General features: G+C 30.6%; 21 protein-coding genes. All 21 read right to left on the bottom strand.

Features of this window, described 5'->3' with window-relative positions; genetic code table 11:
* Positions 1-11 precede the first annotated feature (11 nt).
* The 21 genes from JOC62_RS10920 to nusA all read right to left on the bottom strand — a co-directional run bounded on the left by JOC62_RS10920 (position 12) and on the right by nusA (position 21,688).
* Positions 12-272 (bottom strand): HPr family phosphocarrier protein, encoded by a 261-nt coding sequence (locus JOC62_RS10920; protein ID WP_204595303.1) that lies wholly within the window; start codon positions 270-272, stop codon positions 12-14.
* A gap of 160 nt (positions 273-432) precedes the next feature.
* Positions 433-693, bottom strand: a complete 261-nt coding sequence (locus JOC62_RS10915) for a stage V sporulation protein S (protein WP_204595302.1) — start codon at positions 691-693, stop codon at positions 433-435.
* A 172-nt stretch (positions 694-865) separates the two neighbouring features.
* The gene (rny, locus tag JOC62_RS10910) at positions 866-2,401 is read right to left on the bottom strand and encodes a ribonuclease Y (protein ID WP_204595332.1); all 1,536 of its coding nucleotides are present in this window, start codon (positions 2,399-2,401) and stop codon (positions 866-868) included.
* A 343-nt stretch (positions 2,402-2,744) separates the two neighbouring features.
* Positions 2,745-3,791, bottom strand: a complete 1,047-nt coding sequence (gene recA, locus JOC62_RS10905) for a recombinase RecA (RefSeq protein WP_204595301.1) — start codon at positions 3,789-3,791, stop codon at positions 2,745-2,747.
* A gap of 149 nt (positions 3,792-3,940) precedes the next feature.
* Positions 3,941-4,531: a CDP-diacylglycerol--glycerol-3-phosphate 3-phosphatidyltransferase gene (gene pgsA, locus JOC62_RS10900; RefSeq protein WP_204595300.1), complete on the bottom strand. Its 591-nt coding sequence runs from the start codon at positions 4,529-4,531 to the stop codon at positions 3,941-3,943.
* On the bottom strand, positions 4,515-5,861 hold the full coding sequence (rimO, locus tag JOC62_RS10895) for a 30S ribosomal protein S12 methylthiotransferase RimO (protein WP_204595299.1): 1,347 nt from the start codon (positions 5,859-5,861) through the stop codon (positions 4,515-4,517). Before rimO ends, pgsA begins: the two co-directional genes overlap by 17 nt.
* A gap of 96 nt (positions 5,862-5,957) precedes the next feature.
* Positions 5,958-8,369, bottom strand: a complete 2,412-nt coding sequence (locus JOC62_RS10890; RefSeq protein WP_204595298.1) for an FtsK/SpoIIIE family DNA translocase — start codon at positions 8,367-8,369, stop codon at positions 5,958-5,960.
* Positions 8,370-8,470: 101 nt separating this feature from the next.
* A complete protein-coding gene (locus JOC62_RS10885; protein WP_204595297.1) occupies positions 8,471-9,175 on the bottom strand; it encodes a ClpP family protease in 705 nt (234 codons plus the stop codon).
* 82 nt (positions 9,176-9,257) lie between these two features.
* The gene (gene dapG / locus JOC62_RS10880) at positions 9,258-10,457 is read right to left on the bottom strand and encodes an aspartate kinase (RefSeq protein ID WP_204595296.1); all 1,200 of its coding nucleotides are present in this window, start codon (positions 10,455-10,457) and stop codon (positions 9,258-9,260) included.
* Between the two features lie 18 nt (positions 10,458-10,475).
* Complete coding sequence (locus JOC62_RS10875) at positions 10,476-10,766, bottom strand: YlmC/YmxH family sporulation protein (protein WP_204595295.1); 291 nt, start codon at positions 10,764-10,766, stop codon at positions 10,476-10,478.
* A gap of 68 nt (positions 10,767-10,834) precedes the next feature.
* Entirely contained in the window at positions 10,835-12,142 is a 1,308-nt protein-coding gene (locus JOC62_RS10870) for a M16 family metallopeptidase (protein WP_204595294.1), read from the bottom strand.
* Positions 12,143-12,191: 49 nt separating this feature from the next.
* Positions 12,192-14,300 (bottom strand): polyribonucleotide nucleotidyltransferase, encoded by a 2,109-nt coding sequence (locus JOC62_RS10865; RefSeq protein WP_204595293.1) that lies wholly within the window; start codon positions 14,298-14,300, stop codon positions 12,192-12,194.
* A 78-nt stretch (positions 14,301-14,378) separates the two neighbouring features.
* Positions 14,379-14,642: a 30S ribosomal protein S15 gene (gene rpsO, locus JOC62_RS10860; RefSeq protein WP_045725674.1), complete on the bottom strand. Its 264-nt coding sequence runs from the start codon at positions 14,640-14,642 to the stop codon at positions 14,379-14,381.
* Between the two features lie 115 nt (positions 14,643-14,757).
* Positions 14,758-15,684: a bifunctional riboflavin kinase/FAD synthetase gene (locus JOC62_RS10855; protein ID WP_204595292.1), complete on the bottom strand. Its 927-nt coding sequence runs from the start codon at positions 15,682-15,684 to the stop codon at positions 14,758-14,760.
* Positions 15,685-15,706: 22 nt separating this feature from the next.
* Positions 15,707-16,582 carry a tRNA pseudouridine(55) synthase TruB gene (truB, locus tag JOC62_RS10850; RefSeq protein WP_204595291.1) on the bottom strand — a complete coding sequence of 292 codons (876 nt, stop codon included), beginning with the start codon at positions 16,580-16,582 and terminating at the stop codon, positions 15,707-15,709.
* On the bottom strand, positions 16,570-17,556 hold the full coding sequence (locus tag JOC62_RS10845; protein ID WP_204595290.1) for a DHH family phosphoesterase: 987 nt from the start codon (positions 17,554-17,556) through the stop codon (positions 16,570-16,572). Before JOC62_RS10845 ends, truB begins: the two co-directional genes overlap by 13 nt.
* A gap of 1 nt (position 17,557) precedes the next feature.
* Positions 17,558-17,908, bottom strand: a complete 351-nt coding sequence (gene rbfA / locus JOC62_RS10840) for a 30S ribosome-binding factor RbfA (protein ID WP_204595289.1) — start codon at positions 17,906-17,908, stop codon at positions 17,558-17,560.
* 19 nt (positions 17,909-17,927) lie between these two features.
* The gene (gene infB / locus JOC62_RS10835; RefSeq protein ID WP_204595288.1) at positions 17,928-19,970 is read right to left on the bottom strand and encodes a translation initiation factor IF-2; all 2,043 of its coding nucleotides are present in this window, start codon (positions 19,968-19,970) and stop codon (positions 17,928-17,930) included.
* A 14-nt stretch (positions 19,971-19,984) separates the two neighbouring features.
* Positions 19,985-20,302 (bottom strand): ribosomal L7Ae/L30e/S12e/Gadd45 family protein, encoded by a 318-nt coding sequence (locus tag JOC62_RS10830; RefSeq protein WP_204595331.1) that lies wholly within the window; start codon positions 20,300-20,302, stop codon positions 19,985-19,987.
* Positions 20,295-20,561: an RNase P modulator RnpM gene (rnpM, locus tag JOC62_RS10825; RefSeq protein WP_204595287.1), complete on the bottom strand. Its 267-nt coding sequence runs from the start codon at positions 20,559-20,561 to the stop codon at positions 20,295-20,297. Before rnpM ends, JOC62_RS10830 begins: the two co-directional genes overlap by 8 nt.
* Before the next feature lie 14 nt (positions 20,562-20,575).
* Positions 20,576-21,688: a transcription termination factor NusA gene (gene nusA, locus JOC62_RS10820; RefSeq protein ID WP_204595286.1), complete on the bottom strand. Its 1,113-nt coding sequence runs from the start codon at positions 21,686-21,688 to the stop codon at positions 20,576-20,578.
* Positions 21,689-21,693: the final 5 nt, after the last annotated feature.

Raw genomic sequence — 21,693 nt, 5'->3', positions numbered from 1 at the left:
TTAATCTTTAATTAATCTTCTAAGTTTTCGATTAATTTTGAAATTTCTTCTACAGCTAAAGCTTCATCATCTCCTGAAGCAATAACGTTTACCACTGAGTTAGCAGTAACAGCTAATGAAAGAACTCCAATTAAGCTCTTAACGTTTGCTTTCTTACCGTTAAACTCTAAGCTCACATCTGATTTGAATGAAGAAGCTTTTTTAACTAGTAAAGTTGCTGGTCTAGCATGTAAACCAGTAGCATTCTTAACTAAAACCTCTTTAGATACCATGTAAATACACCTCTTTACTTAATTTAATAGGTTAATATTTTATTAACCATTTTATTATAAATGGTTTTCGTGAAAATTTCAACTATTGAATAATCTAATTTACAAATAAATTACCTATACTTCCAATTTAGTTATGTATTTTTAAAAATAATACATATTATTATCTTGGCTGTACTATAAGCTTAATAGCTGTTCTTTCTTCTCCATCAATAATTATATCTGTAAATGCTGGTACACAAATTATATCTTTTCCACTTGGAGCTACGAATCCTCTTGCTATAGCAATAGCTTTAATAGCTTGATTTATAGCGCCAGCTCCTACCGCTTGAATTTCTACTATATTCTTTTCTTTTATTATTGCAGCTAATGCTCCTGCTACTGAATTTGGGTTTGATTTTGTTGAAACTTTTAATACTTCCACTTTTATTTCTCCTCCTACATTTTATTACTAATCGTTTACATCAATAAAAATACTCTACCATCTTATGGCATAATATATATATTCTACTCTTATTTATAAATCCCTTTATTTTTTTGAAATTTTATAAAAAAATACATTTTGACAAAGCAAAATGTATTTTAATATTGACGATTTATTTAGCAAAATCAATTGCTCTAGTTTCTCTAATAACATTGATTTTTATTTGACCTGGATATTCTAATTGTTCTTCTATGCTCTTTGCAAGATTTCTAGCAAGTTCAACTGATCCAGCATCATCAATTTGATCTGGTTTAACCATAATTCTAATCTCTCTACCAGCTTGAATGGCATATGACTTTTCTACACCTTCATATGAGTTAGAAATTTCTTCTAACTTCTCTAATCTCTTTATATATGCCTCCAATGTTTCTCTTCTTGCTCCTGGTCTTGCTGCTGATATTGCATCTGCTGCCTGAACCAATATTGCTTCTAAAGATTGCATTTCAACATCCCCATGATGGGCTCCTATAGCATTTACTACTAATTTAGATTCACCATATTTCTTAGCAAGATCAGCCCCAATAATTGCATGTGGCCCTTCTTGTTCTTGATCTACAGCTTTCCCTATATCATGTAATAAACCAGCTCTTCTAGCTAGAGTAACATCTAAACCTAATTCTGAAGCCATCAAACCAGCTAAATATGAAACTTCTATGGAATGTTTTAATACATTTTGGCCATAACTAGTTCTATACTTTAATCTACCAAGTAATCTTGTAAGCTCTGGGTGAAGACCATGAACAGCTGTTTCTAATGTTGCTTGTTCTCCTTCTTCTTTAATGTCGTTTTCAACATCTTTTTGAGCTCTTTCAACCATCTCTTCGATTCTTGCTGGATGTATTCTGCCATCTACTATTAACTTTTCTAGTGCCATTCTAGCAACTTCTCTCCTAATTGGATCAAAACTTGATAAAATTACTGCCTCTGGAGTGTCATCTATAATTAAATCTACTCCTGTTAATGTTTCTAGGGTTCTAATGTTTCTTCCTTCTCTACCTATTATTCTACCCTTCATCTCATCATTAGGTAACGCAACAACATGAACAGTTGTTTCTGAAACATGATCAGCAGCACATCTTTGTATTGCTGTAGTAACGATTTCTCTCGCCTTCTTATCCGCTTCTTCCTTAGCCTTGCTCTCAATTTCTTTAATCATTATAGCAGACTCGTGTGAAACTTCTTTTCTAACTTCATCTAAAATTAATTGACGAGCTTCTTCACTAGATAAGTTTGCAACTCTTTCAAGTTCCTCTCTTCTCTTTTCATGAAGATCGTTAGCTTCTTTTTCTAACTGTTTAATGTCATTCATTCTACCATTAATGGTTTCTTCCTTCTTTTCAAGAAAATCGCTCTTTTTATCAAGAGATTCTTCTCTTTGTAAAACTCTTCTTTCAAGCCTTTGGATCTCATTTCTTCTCTCACGAGAATCTTTTTCTAAATCATTTCTTAATCTATGAACCTCTTCTTTTGCTTCAAGTATAGCTTCTTTCTTCATAGCTTCCGCATCTTTTTTTGCATCTTCTACAAGTTTTTCTGCTTCTCTTTCAAGAGATTCTATTTTGTTTTTTGATGTACTTTGTATTGTTTTGTAAAGTACTATTCCTAATATTAACAGCACAATTATATCAATTATAATCATTGTTACAATTTGTGGCATATTAACACCCCCTCGCTTATTTTTAAGTGAAAGCGTAGTGGTGTCATACTGTTTCTCACTGTTATCCTTGGAATATGATAAACCAGTATTTGTTATTATTGTATAGTAAAAATAAAATTATGTCAAGTTGACTAATATAAAGTATTAATCAAATCATTTTCTTTATTATACTCATTTTTTCTCTTTTTTACGCCTAATTTCTTATTAACACTTCATCTTTAAGTAAACCTTTAACTATTATTTTTTTATGTTGTTTAATAAAAAATGGTAAGACACCTATTCTTTAGGTTGCCTTACCATAAAAACTCAATTTTACTTTAAATTAATATTGTTACTATTTACTTTCTTTATCCGTAGCAGTTTCTTGCGCCATTGATTTATTAAGGGGAAGATTATGCTTTGATCTAATTTGATTTTCTATATCTAAGGCTACTTCTGGATTTTCTTTTAAGTATGCTTTTGCATTTTCTCTACCTTGACCTAATCTTACATCTCCGTATGAGAACCATGCTCCACTCTTTTGAACTATTTCTTCCTTAACACCAACATCAATTATATTTCCTTCTCTTGAAATACCTTCGTTATACATTATATCGAATTCTGCTTGCCTAAATGGTGGTGCAACCTTATTCTTTATTATCTTAACTCTTGTTCTGTTACCTACTATACTTTCACCTTGCTTAATTGAATCTATTCTTCTAACATCCATTCTAACTGATGCATAGAATTTTAATGCTCTTCCTCCAGGAGTTGTTTCAGGATTACCAAACATTATACCAACTTTTTCTCTAAGTTGATTTATAAATATAGCAACACAATTTGTTTTGCTTATTGTTCCTGCAAGCTTTCTTAGTGCTTGAGACATTAATCTAGCTTGAAGACCAACGTGTGCATCTCCCATTTCCCCCTCAATTTCAGCTCTTGGAACAAGTGCTGCAACTGAGTCAACAACTATAACATCAATAGCACCTGAACGAACTAAAGCTTCTGCTATTTCAAGTCCTTGCTCTCCAGTATCTGGTTGAGAAACTATTAAATTTTCTGTATCTACTCCAATTTTTCTAGCATATGAAGGGTCTAATGCATGTTCTGCATCTATAAATCCAACTGCCCCACCTAATTTTTGTGCCTCTGCAACAATATGAAGTGCAACTGTAGTTTTACCTGAACTTTCTGGTCCATATATTTCTACAATTCTTCCCTTTGGTACTCCACCAATTCCAAGCCCTATATCTAAATCTAAGCAGCCTGTTGGAATTGAATCAACATTAAGAACTGATTCTTCTCCTAATTTCATAACTGAACCCTTACCAAATTGTTTTTCTATTTGGCCCATGGCTGCCTCAATTGCTTTTAATTTATTTGAATCTATATTATTCATTAATACACCATCCTCTCACCGAACTTATGTTCTATACCTATAATTATATAGAACTACTTATATATAGTCAACTATAAATACAGATAAAAGCCCCAACTTTTAGTAGGAACTTTTATTATAATTGACATATTTATTATTTTCTAATCATTTTACTTATTCATTGTTATTACATTTTTATTTTTTCTAAAGTAATCATATCCTGATATTATAGTTATAACAACTGCTATATTTAATGCTAAACTTGGAATATACTTAAAGAAATTAGTTAAAAAATCACTATTTATAACAGCATTATTTAAACTTATACTTTGTGTTATATTTATTTCTATTAAAAGTATTATTATAGCTACTATTTGTATAACAGTTTTAATTTTCCCCCACCAGCTTGCTGCAATAACCTTACCTTCTGCTGCCGCTAGAGTTCTAAGTCCTGAAACTGCAAATTCTCTTGCAATAATTATTATAGCTGCCCAACTTGGAACAACTCCATATTCTACAAGTGAAACTAATGCAGCTGTAACTAATAATTTATCTGCTAAAGGATCCATAAATTTACCAAAATTAGTTATTTGATTTCTACTTCTTGCAATATACCCATCAAGTTTATCTGTTATTGAAGCAATAACAAATATAAATGTTGCTACAAAAGTACCATATGGTATTCCTTTAATTGCAATAAATATCAAAAAAATTGGTACTAAGATCATTCTTAGTAATGTTAATTTATTTGCAAGATTCACACATACCAACTCCTATTAAATCATACTCTGTATTCTTTTCTATTTTAACTTCAACAATATCTCCTTTATCTACAGGACAATGCTTTGTAAAGAATACATTTCCATCTATCTCAGGTGCCATTTCATAATTTCTTCCATAGTAATATTCACCATTATATCCTTCAACAAGAATATCATATATATTACCTATTTTCAAACTATTTATTTCTTTTGAAATTTCACTTTGAATTAACATAAGTTCTTTTTCTCTTATTTCTTTTATTTCTTCATCTATTTGCATATCCATAATAGCAGCTGGTGTTCCTTCTTCTCTTGAATATTTAAATACTCCAACCTTTTCAAGCTTATGTTCTTTTAAGAATTCTTTAAGCTCATTAAAGTCATCCTCTGTTTCATTTGGAAATCCTACTATAAGAGAAGTTCTAAGTGCTATTTGTGGTATCTCTCTTCTTAATTTATCAATTTTATTTATTATATCTTCTTTTGTTGTTTTTCTTCCCATAAGTTTTAATATGTTATTACTTATGTGTTGTATTGGTAAATCTAAGTATTTTAACACTTTATCATTTGTAGCCATTTCTGTTATAAGATCATCATATATCTCTTCTGGATAACAATATAATACTCTAATCCATTTTATGCCCTCAATTTTTGACAACTTATTTAAAAGTATATGAAGACTTTTCTTCCCATATAAATCACTTCCATAAAGAGTGGTATCTTGAGCTATTAATATTAGTTCTTTAACACCTTTTTTAGCTAATCCTTCCGCCTCTTTCAATATACTTTCCATTTCTCTACTTCTAAATTTACCTCTTATCTTAGGTATTATACAATAAGTACAGAAATTATTACAACCTTCAGCAATTCTTAAATATGCAGTGCTTTTATCTGTTGTGAGCACTCTTTCACCTTCATTTATATTATCATCTGAATAGTTTACTTCTGTAAATTTATCTTCCATATTTTCTTTTGTTATAAATTCTCTAATTAACTTATCTATTTTATTATAGTCATTCACTCCAAGCATTATGTCTATTTCAGGCATTAACTCTTGTAGCTCTTTTCCATATCTTTGAGTTAAACAACCAGTTGCAATTAATAATTTGCAATTGTGCTTAGTTTTATAATTTGCCATCTCTAAGATAGTATCAATTGATTCTTGTTTTGCCTTTTCAATAAAACCACAGGTATTAACTATAATTATATCTGCCTCTTTTGGATTATTTGTTATTTCATATTCTTTATTCATAACTCCAAGCATAATTTCAGAGTCTACTCTATTTTTATCGCAACCTAAGCTAACCATTCCTACTTTATATTTTGCCAAAACTTTTTTCCTCCTATGTTTTAAAAAAATACTTTTATACCTAACTATTTTATAACTGTTTTTACGCTATTACAAGATAAAATTTCCTTGTCCTCATTAAATGTTATTATCACTGCAATCTACTGCTGTTAAATCATCCTTAGATATTAATACTTGCCTTGGTCTACTGCCATCTTTAGGAGATATTACCCCCCTAGCTTCTAGATCATCCATTATTCTTGATGCTCTATTAAAACCAATTCTAAGTCTTCTTTGTAAAAATGATGTAGACGCTTGCCCATAATCAATAACTATATTTATAGCTTCTTCTAAAAGGTCATCTACATCATCTCCTTGCATATTAGAATTTGATGCTTCTGCTTCATTATTTATATGTTCTATAATTTCTTCTTTATATATAGCCTCATTTTCTCCATCTTTTATAAATTCAACTACTTTTTCAACTTCTTCTTCTGATATAAAGCATCCTTGAACTCTAAGTGGTTTACTTTCTCCAACAGGATAATAAAGCATATCCCCTCTTCCTAAAAGTTTTTCTGCTCCACCACTATCTAATATTGTCCTTGAATCTATTTGAGATGAAACAGCAAAAGATATTCTAGATGGTATATTCGCTTTAATTACTCCAGTTATTACGTCTACTGAAGGTCTTTGAGTTGCAATTACTAGATGCATACCTGCTGCTCTTGCCATCTGTGCTAATCTCCCTATATAATCTTCAACATCATTTGGACATACCATCATAAGATCAGCAAGCTCATCTACTATGATAACTATATAAGGAAGTTTCTCTTCAATTGTTCCTTTAGAGTAAAGGGAATTGTAGGAATCAATATTTCTTGCTCCTGAATCTGCAAATAATTTATATCTTCTTGTCATTTCATTTACAGCCCAGTTTAATGCTCCAGCTGCCTTCTTTGGATCTGTAACAACTGGTATCAATAGATGCGGTATTCCATTGTATACACTCAATTCAACAACCTTTGGATCAACCATTAGAAGTTTAACTTCATCTGGAGAGTATTTATAAAGCAAACTTATTATTAATGTATTTATACATACACTCTTTCCTGATCCTGTGGCACCTGCAATTAATGTATGTGGCATTTTACTTAAATCACCTACAACACATTGACCTCCTATATCTTTCCCTAGTGAAAATGCTAACTTCTTATTAGTATTTAAAAATTCATCTGATTCTAATACTTCCCTTAAAAATACTGGAGTCTGTTCTCTATTTGGAACTTCTATTCCAACAGCCGCCTTACCTGGTATAGGCGCCTCTATTCTAACTCCAGAGGCTGCAAGACCTAAAGCTATATCATCAGATAAATTTACAATTTTACTTACCTTTACGCCTGGACTTGGTTGAAGTTCAAATCTAGTAACTGAAGGTCCTTTTGTTACTTGAGTGACTTTAGCATCAACCCCAAAGCTTCCTAATGTCTCTGATAATTTATTTGCACTTTCAATAAGTTCTTGTTTATCATTACTATTTAATTTAGTTCCACTATTTATATTAAGTAAAGATGTATCCGGATGCACATATTCGGACTTCATTCCTTCTTCTTTTCCTTCTTGTATACTAGTTTCGATTTCATCATGTACTACAGCTTTCACCGAATTATCTAACTTTTCTTTTTTATAAGTATTATCTATCTTATTTGAATCTTTTAAGAAAGTATCAATTTTTTCTTGATGCTCCTTAGGCTCTATTTTCTCAACTACTTCTTCATTATTTTTATATGCCTCATCTTCATATATAGCGTCTTCATCATCAAGAGAGGAATTCTTCATAAAATCTAAAATTTTAATCTTGTTATTTACGCCATTTAAAAATTCTTTTTTATCTACATTCTTACCTTCATCTTTTTTAACCACTTTAATAAATGTATCATCTATATCATTGTTTCTGTCTTTGACTTGCGGTTCTCTTCTCTTTCTAGATTTTTTTATTTCACTGCTCTTATTCTTCACAGTTATACCAACATCATATAATGTAATATCAAATGTAAGTATAGTTGCTATTATAATAAGTGCTATATAAATGATATAAGAACCTACTGTTCCTACAAATTTAAATAACGGATATGATATTAGATATCCTAAAACTCCTCCATTTAATATTGATTTCATACTTAAAATACCCTCTATACCTTGTCCAAAAGAAGTAGCACTATCCATACTTTGAAGATATATTGTTGAAAATATTAATATTAATATAGCAGCGTATATAGTTACTCCATAGAAATTTTTATTAAGCTTAATACTACCTTTAGACTTTATATATTCATATCCCAAATATAATAAATAAATAGGGATTATATATGCTCCAATACCTACTAGAAAATGAGATAACTTTTGAGATATTGCTGATAATATTCCTACAAAATCTGTATATATTGCAACTGATAAAAGTATTCCTACTGAAATATATACTATTCCAAGTATATCTGTATTTTTATTATTATTTTTCTTATTCTTACTTGATTTTTTAGTTCTGCTCAAAAATAATCACCCCACTTTATTACTTTCTACATATATAATAAAATTCCTTTTATAAACATAATAAAATCAGCTATAAAATATTTACAGCTGATCCTAATAACTTACTCATTTTTATCTATAAATGTATTTAACTTTGAAATAGCTTCTTTTAGTCCACCAACTTCATTTATTAATCCACACTCAACTGCTTGATTGCCAATTAAAATAGTTCCTACATCATTTAATAAATCGCCCTGCTGTCTTAAAAGTTTTTCTAGTTCTTCCTTCTTTATATCAGAAGTTCTAACTATAAATTCATTGATTCTCTCTTGCATCTTTTTTAGATACTCAAAAGTTTGAGAGACTCCGATTATAAATCCATTCATTCTAATAGGATGAACTATCATTGTTGCAGATGGAGTTATAAACGAATATTTTGCTGATGTTGCAAGTGGCACTCCAATAGAGTGGCCTCCTCCTATAACTATAGAAACAGTTGGCTTTGATAAAGAATTTATCATTTCTGCAATTCCAAGTCCTGCTTCAACATCTCCTCCAACAGTATTCAATACAATTAGTACACCCTTAACATTTTCATTTTGCTCCATTTCAATAAGCTGTGGTATTACGTGTTCATACTTAGTTGCTTTAGTTTGAGCTGGAGAAACTACGTGTCCTTCTACCTGTCCGATAATTGGTAACACTCTAATTCTTTCATTTGGATTTACTACACCCATATTTCCAAATTCTTTGATTGATTCACTATTTTTATCTAATTTTTCATTATTATCATTATCATTTTCACTTTTTAAAAAATTTGTATTCATAAACATTCCTCCTATACACTTTTATTTTGTACAAGAGGATTTTTTTTATACTTTATGCTTATATAAATATTAAATTTTGTTATTATGATAGTTCAAATGATTTATGTAGCGCATTTATAGCTTCAGCCACATTATCTGAATGTATTAAACACCATATAGTCATATGAGAATCTGCTGTTTGTAAAACTTCAATATTATTTTCATTTAATGATCTAACTATTTTAGCAATGACCCCTGGTATACCAGCCATTCGTGATCCTATCACTGCTAATTGACTACAGTTCTCTGTTAATGAATATTTTATGTTTATAGCCTCTAATATCTTTTCAAGCTCTTTCTTCTTATTTTCTCCAATTGTGAAAATTTGCTGTTCTGGGAATATATTTATTAAATCCAAACTTATTTTATTAGCTGCAAGTAAGCTTAATAAATCCTTGTATTTTGGATTATTTAAATTTTCTTTTGCTTTAATTTTCACTTGTATTCTATCATTTTGATGAGTAATACCAGTAATTATCTTACCATTATTAAGATCTCCATTATTATTAATTAATGTTCCCTTAGCATCGCTCATTGTATTTTTAATAAATAATGGTACGTTACTCTTCATAGCTATGTCAACAGCTCTTGGATGAATAACTTTTGCACCTTGCTCTGCTAATTGGAATACTTCATTATAACTTATTACATTTATTAATGATGCATCTTTTACTATTCTTGGATCAGCTGTCATTATACCATCTACATCGGTATAAATTTCTATTTGTTCAGCTTCTAATGCAACTCCTAATATAGCCGCACTAGTATCGCTACCGCCTCTTCCAAGAGTTGTGAAAAATCCATCTTCACTCATTCCTTGGAATCCAGTAACAACTGGCACTCTTCCTTTTGATACAAAGTCTAGTATTTGCTTTGGATCAACATCTAAATGTTTTGCATTTGTAAATACATTATCAGTTTTAATACCAGCCTGTCCTCCAGTTAATGGAATTGCATCAATTCCAGCATCAAATAATTCATTACTCATAACTACTGAGCTTATAAGTTCACCACAACACATTAAAAGGTCTGATGCTAGTTTATTTGTGTTTTTAAACTTATCTCCAACTAATGATAAAAGTGTATCTGTTGCATAGGGATCTCCACTTCTGCCCATAGCTGAAACTACTACTACAGGAGAGTATCCTTCATCAATGGCACTTTTAACTTTTTCAACTACCTTTTGTCTTCTCTCTTTTGTAGATACAGATGTGCCACCAAACTTTTGTACTACAATTTTCATAATTTTTCCCCCTTAGATTCATACCTTTGCCCTCTTTATGCTGTTTTCATCGGCATCTAGTATTATTGTTTTAGCCCCAACTTTCTGTACTGCACTCCAGTCAATTTCTAATATCTCTCTAGCCCCGCCAAAAATACTAAATTTAGAAGAAGATGCATCTATAAGAAGATACTTTATATTTCCTTCATCATCAATTACTAAGTCATTGTTTTGAAGATAATCATACTTTTCTCCATCATTAATATTTATAAGCTCATATCTTTCAAGTTCACTAAGATATTTTATATTTTTATCGCCTTGCACATACATACAATAATCCCTCCCTAACATTCATAAATAAATATATGAGTTAGGGAAGAGATATATTACTTCTAATATTATAACTTACTTTTAGTTGATTTTCTAGAATTATCATAGGCTTCTTTTGATTTATAAATAAAGGAATCTAAATAATCCTTATCAATTTCACTTCCAACATAAGAAGTATTCATAATACCTTTTCCGAAACAATTTTTAAGAACATAATCTATGTCTGCTTTACTTATATTATCTATTTTCTCAATAACTTCTTCTTCTGTTCTAATCTCATTTCTAAACAATAAAGATTTTGAATTAGCAAACATTTTTGAGCTGGTACTTTCTAACCCTAATATATAATTTGCTTTTATTTTTTCTTTATTTATTCTAAGTTGTTCTTCAGTTATCCCATCTTCTACAAATTTCTCAAGTTCTCTTTTTATAACCTCTAGAGCTTTATCTGCATATTCTTTACTTAATCCAACATATATGTTTATTAAGCCTGCATTTTGAAATGGCTGTATGTAAGAGTAAATTACATAACAAAGACCTAACTCTTCACGAACCTTTTGAAATAAAATAGATGAAGCTCCTCCACCTAAAATATTATTAAGAAGAACTAGTGCATATCCTCTATCATCACCAAATGGTAATCCTTGAAGTCCTAAATCAATATGTAATTGTTCAATCTCTTTTTTAAGAAAAATTGAATTTTTCTTAATATCAGTTCCTTCATAAATAGGTGTATATTTTTCTTTACTCTTCCACTTTCCGAAGAATTCCCCTACCAAATTAATAATCTCTTCTTCATCAAACTTACCACAGATAGATATAACTGAATTGTAAGGAGTATATTTCTCATTTATAAAATTAATTATATCTTCTCTTTTTAAACTTTTAATTTTATCGATAGTTCCTAGTATTGGATATGAAAGAGAATTTCCTTCAAATGAAGCTTTTGAATGAATATTATCTAAAACATCTTCTGGATTATCTTCACTCATATTTATTTCTTCAATTACTACTCCCTTTTCCTTTTCAATATCATTCTCATCAAATTTTGAATTTAAAAGCATATCTGATAGTACATCTAATGAAATATCCAAATGTGTACTAAGGGTTTTTATATAATAACAAGTAGCCTCTTTGCTAGTAAATGCATTTATTTGGCCACCAACATTTTCAATTTCTTCTGCTATTTCTTTTGCTGTTCTTTTATAGGTACCTTTAAAAAACATATGCTCAATAAAATGAGAGATACCATTTAGCTTCTCACTCTCATTTCTTGATCCATTTTGAATCATTACTCCTACACTAACCGAATTAACCCCATCTAGTTTTTCTGTTACAATTCTAAGCCCATTTTCTAGTGTAAAAATCTTATGCATAAAAGCCTCCTCTTAGTAAAAAAAAGGCAATAACATTGCCCTTTTAGTATTACTTATCTTCTTTTTCTTCTTCATTATCTTGTAATGCATCTTTTCTTGAAAGATTTATTCTGCCTTGATTATCAATTTCTGTTACTTTAACGAGAATTTCATCTCCAACTGAAACTATATCTTCAACTTTATTTACTCTATTCTTATCAAGTTTTGAAATATGAACTAAGCCTTCTTTATTAGGAAGAATTTCTACGAAGGCTCCAAATGTCGCTATTTTAGTTACCTTTCCTAAATAAACCTCTCCAGCTTTAACTTCCTTTGTTAATCCTTCGATTATCTTTAAAGCTTCATTTACACCTTCATGATCTACAGAAGATACAAATACAGTTCCATCCTCTTTTATGTCTATCTTAACTCCAGTATCTTCGATTATTTTATTAATAACCTTTCCGCCGGCTCCTATAACATCTCTTATCTTTTCTGGATCAATTTTAATTATTGATGTCTTTGGTGCATACTTTGAAACATCTTTTCTTGGTTCTGCTATACACTCATTTATCTTATCTAAAATAACCATTCTAGCTTTTCTTGCATTTTTTATTGCAGTATTCACAACATTAAAACTTAATCCTTTAAGCTTTGTATCAACTTGTATTGAAGTAATACCTTTTTCAGTTCCCGCAACCTTAAAGTCCATATCTCCAAAGAAATCTTCTATTCCTTGAATATCTGTTAATACTTCTTCTTCAGTTAAATCCTCTGATGTTATAAGTCCCATTGCAATACCTGCAGCTGGTCTCTTTATTGGAACTCCAGCATCTAATAATGCTAATGTTGATCCACAAACTGAAGCTTGTGATGTTGATCCATTTGAACTTAATACTTCTGATACTAATCTAATAGTATATGGAAATTCTTCTTCTGAAGGTATTAATGGTTCAAGTGCTCTTTCTGCAAGTGCTCCGTGACCAATTTCTCTTCTTCCTGGTCCCCTAAGTGGTCTAACTTCACCAACGCTATATGCTGGGAAATTATAATGATGCATATATCTCTTTGATTCTGCTTCATCTATCCCATCTAAAATTTGAATATCTCCAACTGAACCTAAAGTAGCAACTGTCATTACTTGAGTTAATCCTCTTGTAAATAATCCTGTACCATGAGTTCTTGGTAATATTCCAACTTCACATCCAAGTTGTCTTATTTGATCGAAAGCTCTTCCATCTGGTCTTCTCTTATCTTTTAAAAGCATTTGTCTTACAACTGCTTTTTGCATTGTATAAAGAATTTCTTTTATATCTCCTTCTTTACCTTCATGCTTTTCTTCGAATTCAGCAAATACTTTTTTATTTACTTCATCCATAGCAATATTTCTTTCATCTTTATCCATGATATACATTGCTTCTTTTACCATATCGCTAGCAAAAGCTTTTACATCTTTTTCTACTTCTTCATCTACTTTAAATAAAATTGCATCTTCTTTAGCCTTACCAAATTTAGCCATAGCTTCTTCTTGGAATGCTATTATTTGCTTACATGAATTAAATCCAAATTCAATAGCTGCTATCATAGTATCTTCTGGTATTTCATTACCACCAGCTTCAATCATCATAACCTTTTCTTTTGTAGAACAAACCGTAAGGTCAAGTATACTCTCTTCTCTTTGTTCTGAAGTTGGATTTAAAATAAATTCATCACCTATTAATCCTACTTGAACTCCTGCAACCGGAATATTATATGGTATACTTGATAAACATAATCCCATTGATGCTGCATTAATTGCTAATATTTCAGGTATATTGTCCTTTTCAACTGAAACAACTGTACAAACAACTTGAACATCATTTCTATATCCTTTAGGAAATAACGGTCTTATTGTTCTGTCAACTGCTCTTCCATGAAGAATTGCTTTTTCTGATGGTCTTCCTTCTCTTTTTATAAACCCTCCAGGTATCTTACCAACAGCGTATAATCTCTCTTCATACTCAACGCTTAAAGGGAAGAAATCAATTCCATCTCTTGGTTCTTCTGATTTATTTACATTAGTTAATATTACAGTATCACCGTAGCTCATTAATATAGCTGCATTTGATAACATACCAAAATCGCCAAATTCGACTTTCATCTCTCTTCCAGCTACTACTGTACTAAGTGTGTTCCTCATAAAGGGACCTCCTTTCGTTTCCATTTACAAATTTTTCTAACGACTTTAAAATAATAGAGCGGTTTTAACCGCTCTAAGCTATCTTCTTAAACCTAATTTTTTAATTATAGCTCTGTATCTTTCGATATCTTGCTTTGCTAAGTAATTTAAAAGACCTCTTCTTTGTCCAACCATCATTAATAGTCCTCTTCTTGAGTGGTGGTCTTTCTTGTGAACTTTTAAATGTCCAGTTAACTCATTAATTCTTTCGCTTAATAATGCGATTTGAACTTCTGCTGATCCTGTATCGTGTTCACTTCTTCCAAATTCTTTAATTATTTCTTGCTTTCTTGCCTTTTCCATAATTACACCTCCGTAAAATATCCCCTTAGTTCCATGTAATAAGATGGCACCTTAGAACATAGGACTAGGTTTCCGCTATTATTATAACAAAACAATGTAATGTTGTAAATAATATTTATATAATAACAGCTAATTCTTTTGATTTCGCATATTCTTCATCCTTTTTTAATTGCTCTTTTAAACAATCAATAGAATCAAATCTTTTTTCATTCCTAATTTTTTCTATAAAGTATACTACTATTTCATCATCATAAATATCCTGATGAAAATCTAATATAAATGTTTCAACTGTTAACCTCTTACCATTTACGGTTGGATTACTTCCAACAGAAGTTATTCCTTTATAAATATTATTTTCCCATCTAACATTTGTATAGTATACACCAGTATTTGGAATGATTTTTTCTTCTCCAAATTTTAGATTTGCAGTTGGGAATCCAATAGTCCTTCCAATCTGTCTGCCATATTCAACTATTCCACTTAAACTATAAGCTCTAGTTAACATTTTATTAGCCTCACTAATTTCTCCATCTTTCAAAGCATTTCTAATTCTAGTACTACTTACAACATCTTCATTATGTAATAAAGGTGCTATTACTTCTAGTTTATAGTTATACTTTATTGATAGTTCTCTTAAAAGATTGGTATCTCCTAAATTTTTATATCCAAATCTATAGTTAAATCCAACAACTATACCTTTAATATTGTAATCATTGCAAAGTCTTTTTATAAAACCTTCTGGTGATAGTTCCATAAATTCTTTATTAAATTTTCTAAGAACAACTTTATCTATCCCCTCTTTTTTTAAAATATCTACTTTTTCTATATTATCCATCAGATACTTCATTTTTATACTTGGATTTATAACTGTTCTTGGATGATTACTAAATGTAAATACCATACTTTTAGAATTAGTTTCTTTTGCAAGTTCTATACACTTATGAATTAATGATAAATGTCCTTTATGTAAACCATCAAAACTTCCAAGTGCAACATAGTACTCATCATTTTTGTTAGTTATTTTTCCATCCACTACCTTCATATCGTTTTAGTCTTCTCCTAAGCTACATTAATAACTTTTCTAACTTAAACCCATCTTTATCTTTAATGCCAAGACCAATGAAAATATTGTCTTCATCATAAACCCTATACAATATATTATTTTCAATATTATCCTTTAGTAATCTCCTATCATAAACTCTTGCACCATTTATAAGAAGATTTCTAAATTTATTATTTATTATTGTTTTAGGATACGCCTCTAAAGCATCCTCAATAGGTATTAAATATTCTTCAATATTATCTTCTGTCAACAAATCTATATTTACACTATCTTCTTCTTTAAAAATCGAAGTAGCTGTTCTTCTTAAATTAACCATAGTTCCGTATACATTAAGCTTTTCTCCGATATCATAACACAAACTTCTTATATACGTTCCCTTTGAGCAAGTTACTGTCATTGTAATTTCCGGAAGATTCATACTAACATCTTTTATATCAAAAATTGTTATATTTCTACCTTCTCTCTCAATTTCAATGCCTTTTCTTGCTAGTTCATAGAGTCTAACTCCATCTTTTTTGAGTGCTGAATACATCGGTGGAATCTGACTATATGTACCTTTGAAAGAGTTAATAACTTCTAAAATTTCATTTTCATTAAGATGAGAAATATCCTTTCTGTCAAGAACCTCCCCCTCTAGATCATATGTTGTTGTCTTAAAACCTAAAGAAAATATTACCTTATATGTTTTAGGCGCTGTCATAATATAATCTATTATTTTAGTAGCTTTACCTAGACATACCGGAAGCACTCCAAATGCTTCCGGATCTAATGTCCCAGTATGACCAACTTTTCTTTCACGAGCAATTTTTTTAATTTTTCTAACCACATCAAAAGATGTCATTCCAGAATTTTTAAAAACATTTATTACTCCTTGCATAGGTCTATCTCTCTTTCAATAGCTTTTAAAATATTATCTTTTGCAATTTGAAGCATAACTCCTCTTTGCATAAGTCCTGAAGCTTTTGGGTGTCCACCACCACCAAATGTCTCAGCAATCTTTCTAACATCAAAATCATATTTTGATCTAAGACTTGCTTTAATACCTTCTTCAACTTCCTTTAATAGAACTGCAACTTCAACTGTTTTAATACTTAAAAGATTTCCAATTATATCAGATGTATCTTCTTTTTCAGCATCAAATTTTTTAAGAGAGTCATTATCTAAAACTGTAACTACAACTTTACCATCAAAATAAAGTTTAGCATTTTGGAAGGCATATCCCATAAGATTTAATTTATTTATATTTCTATTATCAAATAAACTATTGTATATCTTAGAATTGTCAACTCCAACTCCAATTAGCATACCTGCAATCTCATGTGTTCTTTTCGTAACGTTAGAATGCCTAAATGATCCTGTGTCTGTAACTAATGAAGTGTAAAGACATCTTCCTATTCTCTCTAATATTTCTTCCTTAACAGAGAATTCATATCCCATTTCTTTTAATAATAAGAATACTATTTCAGCCGTAGCTGCCGCTGTAGTATCAATATAATTTATAAACCCATATCTATCATTAGATACATGGTGGTCTATATTAATTACCATTCCAGAAAATCCTGAAAGATTTGCTGAAATTCTTTCAACATTACCACAATCTAGTACTATAACTAAATCAGTACCTTCTTTAGGATCTATTGTTTCTCCAGTTACTTCTTCTGAATATGGAAGAAATGCAAGATTTTCAGAAATTTTATCTTTTGAAATTATATATACATCTTTTCCAAGTTCTCTTAATCCATTAAGAAGTCCTAATGCACTTCCAATTGCATCTCCATCTGGTGAAGTATGAAAAGTAATTCCAATTTTATTAGCCTCAATGATAATTTTTTTTATATCTTTAAGTGCCATTTTATTGCTCCTTAGATTTTCTTATTAGTCCATCAATTTTCATTCCATAATCAATTGATTCATCTAATTCAAAAATTATTTGAGGAGTAACTCTTAATTTCACCTTACGCCCAACTTCTCTTCTAATAAAGCTACTTGCACCCTTTAATGCCTTTAAGTTATTTTCTTTTTCTTCTTCACTATTTGCAAATATACTTACAAATACTTTAGCATAACCTAGATCCCTAGTAACTTCAACTGCTGTTACAGAAATCATAGCAGTTAATCTTGGATCTTTTATTTCATTTTGAATTAAGGTACTTACTACTTTTTTAACTTCTTCGTTTATTCTTCCACCTCTATAATTAGCCATCTATATCACCTCTTAAAAATTAAAGTTCTTTTCTTACAATGGCTTCCATAGTGTATGCTTCTATGATATCTCCTTCTTTAAGGTCGTTAAATTTCTCAACGCTTAAACCACATTCATATCCGCTTCTAACTTCCTTAGCATCATCTTTAAATCTCTTTAATGAAGCTAAAGTTGATTCAAACACTACAATACCATCTCTAATTACTCTTATGTCTGAATTTCTCGTAATTTTTCCATCTAATACATAGCATCCAGCTATTGTTCCTACACTTGATATTTTGTAAGTTTCTCTAACTTCTGCTTTACCTAAAATAACTTCTTTGTATTCAGGTTCAAGCATTCCTATCATAGCTGATTTAACATCTTCTATTGCATCATAGATTATTCTGTAAGTCTTAACATCTACGCCGTCTCTTTCAGCTGCTGCGACTGAATTTGAATCAGGTCTTACGTTAAATCCTATTACTATAGCATTTGATGCAGTTGCTAATGATATATCTGTTTCTGTTATTGCTCCAACACCACCGTGTATTACTCTTACCTTAACATCATCTGTTGATAATTTTTCAAGTGATTGTCTTATAGCTTCAACTGACCCCTGAACGTCTGCTTTTACAACTATATCAAGTTCTTTTACAGTACCTTCTTTTATTTGGCTGTATAGATCTTCAAGTGAAACTCTATGTCTAGCATTTAGGCTATCAGTTTTATCTTTTTCTTTTCTGATTTCAGCCATATTTCTTGCAGTTTTTTCATCTTTAACTTGATTAAATCTATCTCCTGCAGCTGGTACTTCTGAAAGTCCTAATATTTCAACTGGTATTGATGGGCCTGCTGATTTTATCTTTTTACCTGTATCATCAAACATAGCTCTTATTCTTCCGTAAGTTGCTCCAACTAATATTGAATCTCCAACATGTAGTGTACCATTTTGAACAAGTAAACTTGCAACTGCACCTCTGCCTTTATCAAGTTTAGCTTCTATTACAGTACCTTTTGCTTTTCTATCTGGATTAGCTTTTAATTCTAACATTTCTGAAGTTAAAAGTACCATTTCAAGTAAAGTATCTATTCCTTCACCTTGCTTTGCTGAAACTGGAACACAAACTGTATCTCCACCCCAGTCTTCTGCTACTAAACCATGTTCTGTTAATTCTTGTTTAACTCTATCAATGTTTGCATTTGGTCTGTCAATTTTGTTTATTGCAACAACCATAGGCACTCCAGCAGCTTTACAGTGATTTATAGCTTCTTTTGTTTGTGGCATTATACCATCATCTGCAGCAACAACTAAAATAACTACATCAGTTATTTGTGCTCCTCTTGCTCTCATCGCTGTGAAAGCTTCATGTCCTGGAGTATCTAAGAAAGTAATTTCCTCTCCATTTACATTAACAGTATAAGCACCTATATGTTGAGTTATTCCTCCTGCTTCAGTCGCAGTAACCTTAGCTTTTCTTATAGCATCTAATAAAGATGTCTTACCGTGGTCAACGTGACCCATTACTGTTATAATTGGTGGTCTCTTTTGAAGATTCTCTTCACTATCTTCTTCAACTTCAACTACATCAAGTTCAGCTGACTCTTCTTTCTTTTCTATTAAAACTTCATATTTTTCACAAACTTTTTCAGCAGTCTCAAAGTCTATTTCTTGGTTTATGCCTGCCATAACCCCTGTAAATATAAGTGTCTTAATAACATCTGCTGTTGGTTTGTTTAACTTTTCTGCCAATTCCTTAACTGTTATAGTTTCACCAACTTCAATTGTTGTTGCTTCAGTTTCTTCTGAATCATCTTCAGCGTCATCACCTTTTTTAAACTTCTTTCTTTTCTTAGGTCCTTTATTAACTTCCTCATCTGCGATTTTTTCGTAGACTTCTACTACATTATCTCCAGGTGTTATGTTACCTAAAAGTTCCTTTATAAGTTCTGCATCCTCGTCTTCTATTACGCTCATATGATTTTTGACTTCTATGTTGAACTCATCCATTAATAAATCAATTAGTTCCTTTGAACTTATACCTAATTCTTTTGCTAATTCATGTACTCTAATTTTTGACATACAGTCACCCCCGATTAATTTCTACATATATTTTCCTCCTCGTAAAGAGCTATTAACTTTTTAGCCATATTCTTATCTTGCACAGCCAGAATCTTTATTTCATCTTTTCCTATGCCAATGCCTAAATCCTCTTTAGAGAAATCTTCAATACATGGTATTTGCTTTTCATTACAATGTTTTTTAAATTTATTTTTTGTTGATTCTGATGCATCTTTTGAAATAACAAATAGATACATTCTCTTTTTATTTCTTAATTCATTACATTTGCTATAACCCTCAACTAGGTTACCTGATCTTTTAGCTAAGCCTAGAAAATTGAAAAATTTACTCATCATCCATCTCTTCCCTTAGTCTGTCATATATTTCTTCGCTTATTTGCACATCAAGATTTCTGCTTAGTCTTCTCGTCTTAAAAGACTTTGCTAAGCAATCTTTTGATTTGCAGACATATGCACCTCTTCCTGACTTCTTTCCTGTTAAATCAACTGAGACATCGCCCTCTTTTGATTTAACTACTCTAATAAGTTCATTCTTAGGCTTCATCTCCATACATCCAGTACACATTCTTAAAGGTATCTTTTTAGTTTTCATGAAAAACACCTCTCTTATTCTGATATTTCTTCTGAATCTATGTTTTCTATTACTTCTTCAGCTACAACTTCTTCCTCTTCTTGTAATGCTTGTGATTTGCTTTTAATATCTATCTTCCAATTAGTAAGTTTTGCTGCTAATCTAACATTTTGACCTTCCTTACCAATTGCAAGTGAAAGTTGGCCATCATCAACAACAACTTTAGCTGACTTTTCTTCTTCATTAACTGTAACACTTAAAACTTTTGCAGGACTTAAAGAATTTGCTATAAATTCTGCTGAATCCTTACTCCACTTTATTATGTCTATCTTTTCATTTTTAAGTTCATTTACTATACTTTGAACTCTTACACCCTTAGGTCCTACACAAGCACCCATAGCATCTACAGATTCATCATTTGAGTAAACTGCTATTTTACTTCTTGAACCAGCTTCTCTTGAGATACTCTTTATTTCAACTATTCCTTCATATATTTCTGGAACTTCAAGTTCAAATAATCTCTTAACTAATCCTGGATGTGTTCTTGAAACATGAATTTGTGCTCCCTTTGAAGCATTTTTAACTTCAACTATATATAATTTTAATTTTTCATTGAAATTATATTCTTCACCCTTCATTTGTTCATTAGGTCCTATAACACCTTCAAGTTTTCCAAGGTTAACAAAAACTAAGCCTTTATCTTTTCTAAGAATTGTACCAGTTATTATATCAAATTCTTTTTCCTTGTATTCATTATACACTATATTTCTTTCAGCTTCTTTAATTCTTTGTGTAACTACTTGTTTTGCAAGTTGTGCTGCTACTCTTCCAAAGTTTCTAGGTGTAACTTCCATATCAACAACATCATCTACTTCATACTTAGGATTTATTTCCTTAGCCTCTTCTAAGCTTATTTCTGTTACTTCATCATATACTTCGTCTACAACAACTTTTTGAGCATATACTCCAATTTCTCCACTCTCTCTGTTAATTGTAACTTTAACATTTTGAGCTGAAGTGTATTGGTTTGCATAATTCTTTTTATAAGCTGCAACCATTGCATCTTCAATTGTTGTAAATATTAAATCTTCACTTATTCCTTTTTCTTTAACTATCTCTTTAAGAGCACCTATAAACTCTTCGTTCATGTCCT

Source organism: Clostridium sardiniense (assembly GCF_016907995.1).
Taxonomy (GTDB): Bacteria; Bacillota; Clostridia; order Clostridiales; family Clostridiaceae; genus Clostridium; species Clostridium sardiniense.
The sequence above is the reverse complement of the archived record's forward strand: the minus strand, read 5'-3'. Positions and strand labels throughout refer to the sequence as shown.

Excerpts from the sequence above, each read along its gene's own strand:
- JOC62_RS10845 (WP_204595290.1), bottom strand. The coding sequence starts at position 17,556 with ATGGCACTTAAAGATATAAAAAAAATTATCATTGAGGCTAATAAAATT.
- rnpM (WP_204595287.1), bottom strand. The coding sequence starts at position 20,561 with ATGAAAACTAAAAAGATACCTTTAAGAATGTGTACTGGATGTATGGAG.
- nusA (WP_204595286.1), bottom strand. The coding sequence starts at position 21,688 with ATGAACGAAGAGTTTATAGGTGCTCTTAAAGAGATAGTTAAAGAAAAA.
- JOC62_RS10870 (WP_204595294.1), bottom strand. The coding sequence starts at position 12,142 with ATGCATAAGATTTTTACACTAGAAAATGGGCTTAGAATTGTAACAGAA.
- truB (WP_204595291.1), bottom strand. The coding sequence starts at position 16,582 with ATGCAAGGAGTAATAAATGTTTTTAAAAATTCTGGAATGACATCTTTT.
- JOC62_RS10855 (WP_204595292.1), bottom strand. The coding sequence starts at position 15,684 with ATGAAGGTAGTGGATGGAAAAATAACTAACAAAAATGATGAGTACTAT.
- rbfA (WP_204595289.1), bottom strand. The coding sequence starts at position 17,908 with ATGGCTAATTATAGAGGTGGAAGAATAAACGAAGAAGTTAAAAAAGTA.
- JOC62_RS10830 (WP_204595331.1), bottom strand. The coding sequence starts at position 20,302 with ATGAGTAAATTTTTCAATTTTCTAGGCTTAGCTAAAAGATCAGGTAAC.
- infB (WP_204595288.1), bottom strand. The coding sequence starts at position 19,970 with ATGTCAAAAATTAGAGTACATGAATTAGCAAAAGAATTAGGTATAAGT.
- dapG (WP_204595296.1), bottom strand. The coding sequence starts at position 10,457 with ATGAAAATTGTAGTACAAAAGTTTGGTGGCACATCTGTATCTACAAAA.
- recA (WP_204595301.1), bottom strand. The coding sequence starts at position 3,791 with ATGAATAATATAGATTCAAATAAATTAAAAGCAATTGAGGCAGCCATG.
- JOC62_RS10865 (WP_204595293.1), bottom strand. The coding sequence starts at position 14,300 with ATGAGGAACACACTTAGTACAGTAGTAGCTGGAAGAGAGATGAAAGTC.
- JOC62_RS10920 (WP_204595303.1), bottom strand. The coding sequence starts at position 272 with ATGGTATCTAAAGAGGTTTTAGTTAAGAATGCTACTGGTTTACATGCT.
- JOC62_RS10875 (WP_204595295.1), bottom strand. The coding sequence starts at position 10,766 with ATGTATGTGCAAGGCGATAAAAATATAAAATATCTTAGTGAACTTGAA.
- rpsO (WP_045725674.1), bottom strand. The coding sequence starts at position 14,642 with ATGGAAAAGGCAAGAAAGCAAGAAATAATTAAAGAATTTGGAAGAAGT.
- JOC62_RS10885 (WP_204595297.1), bottom strand. The coding sequence starts at position 9,175 with ATGAATACAAATTTTTTAAAAAGTGAAAATGATAATGATAATAATGAA.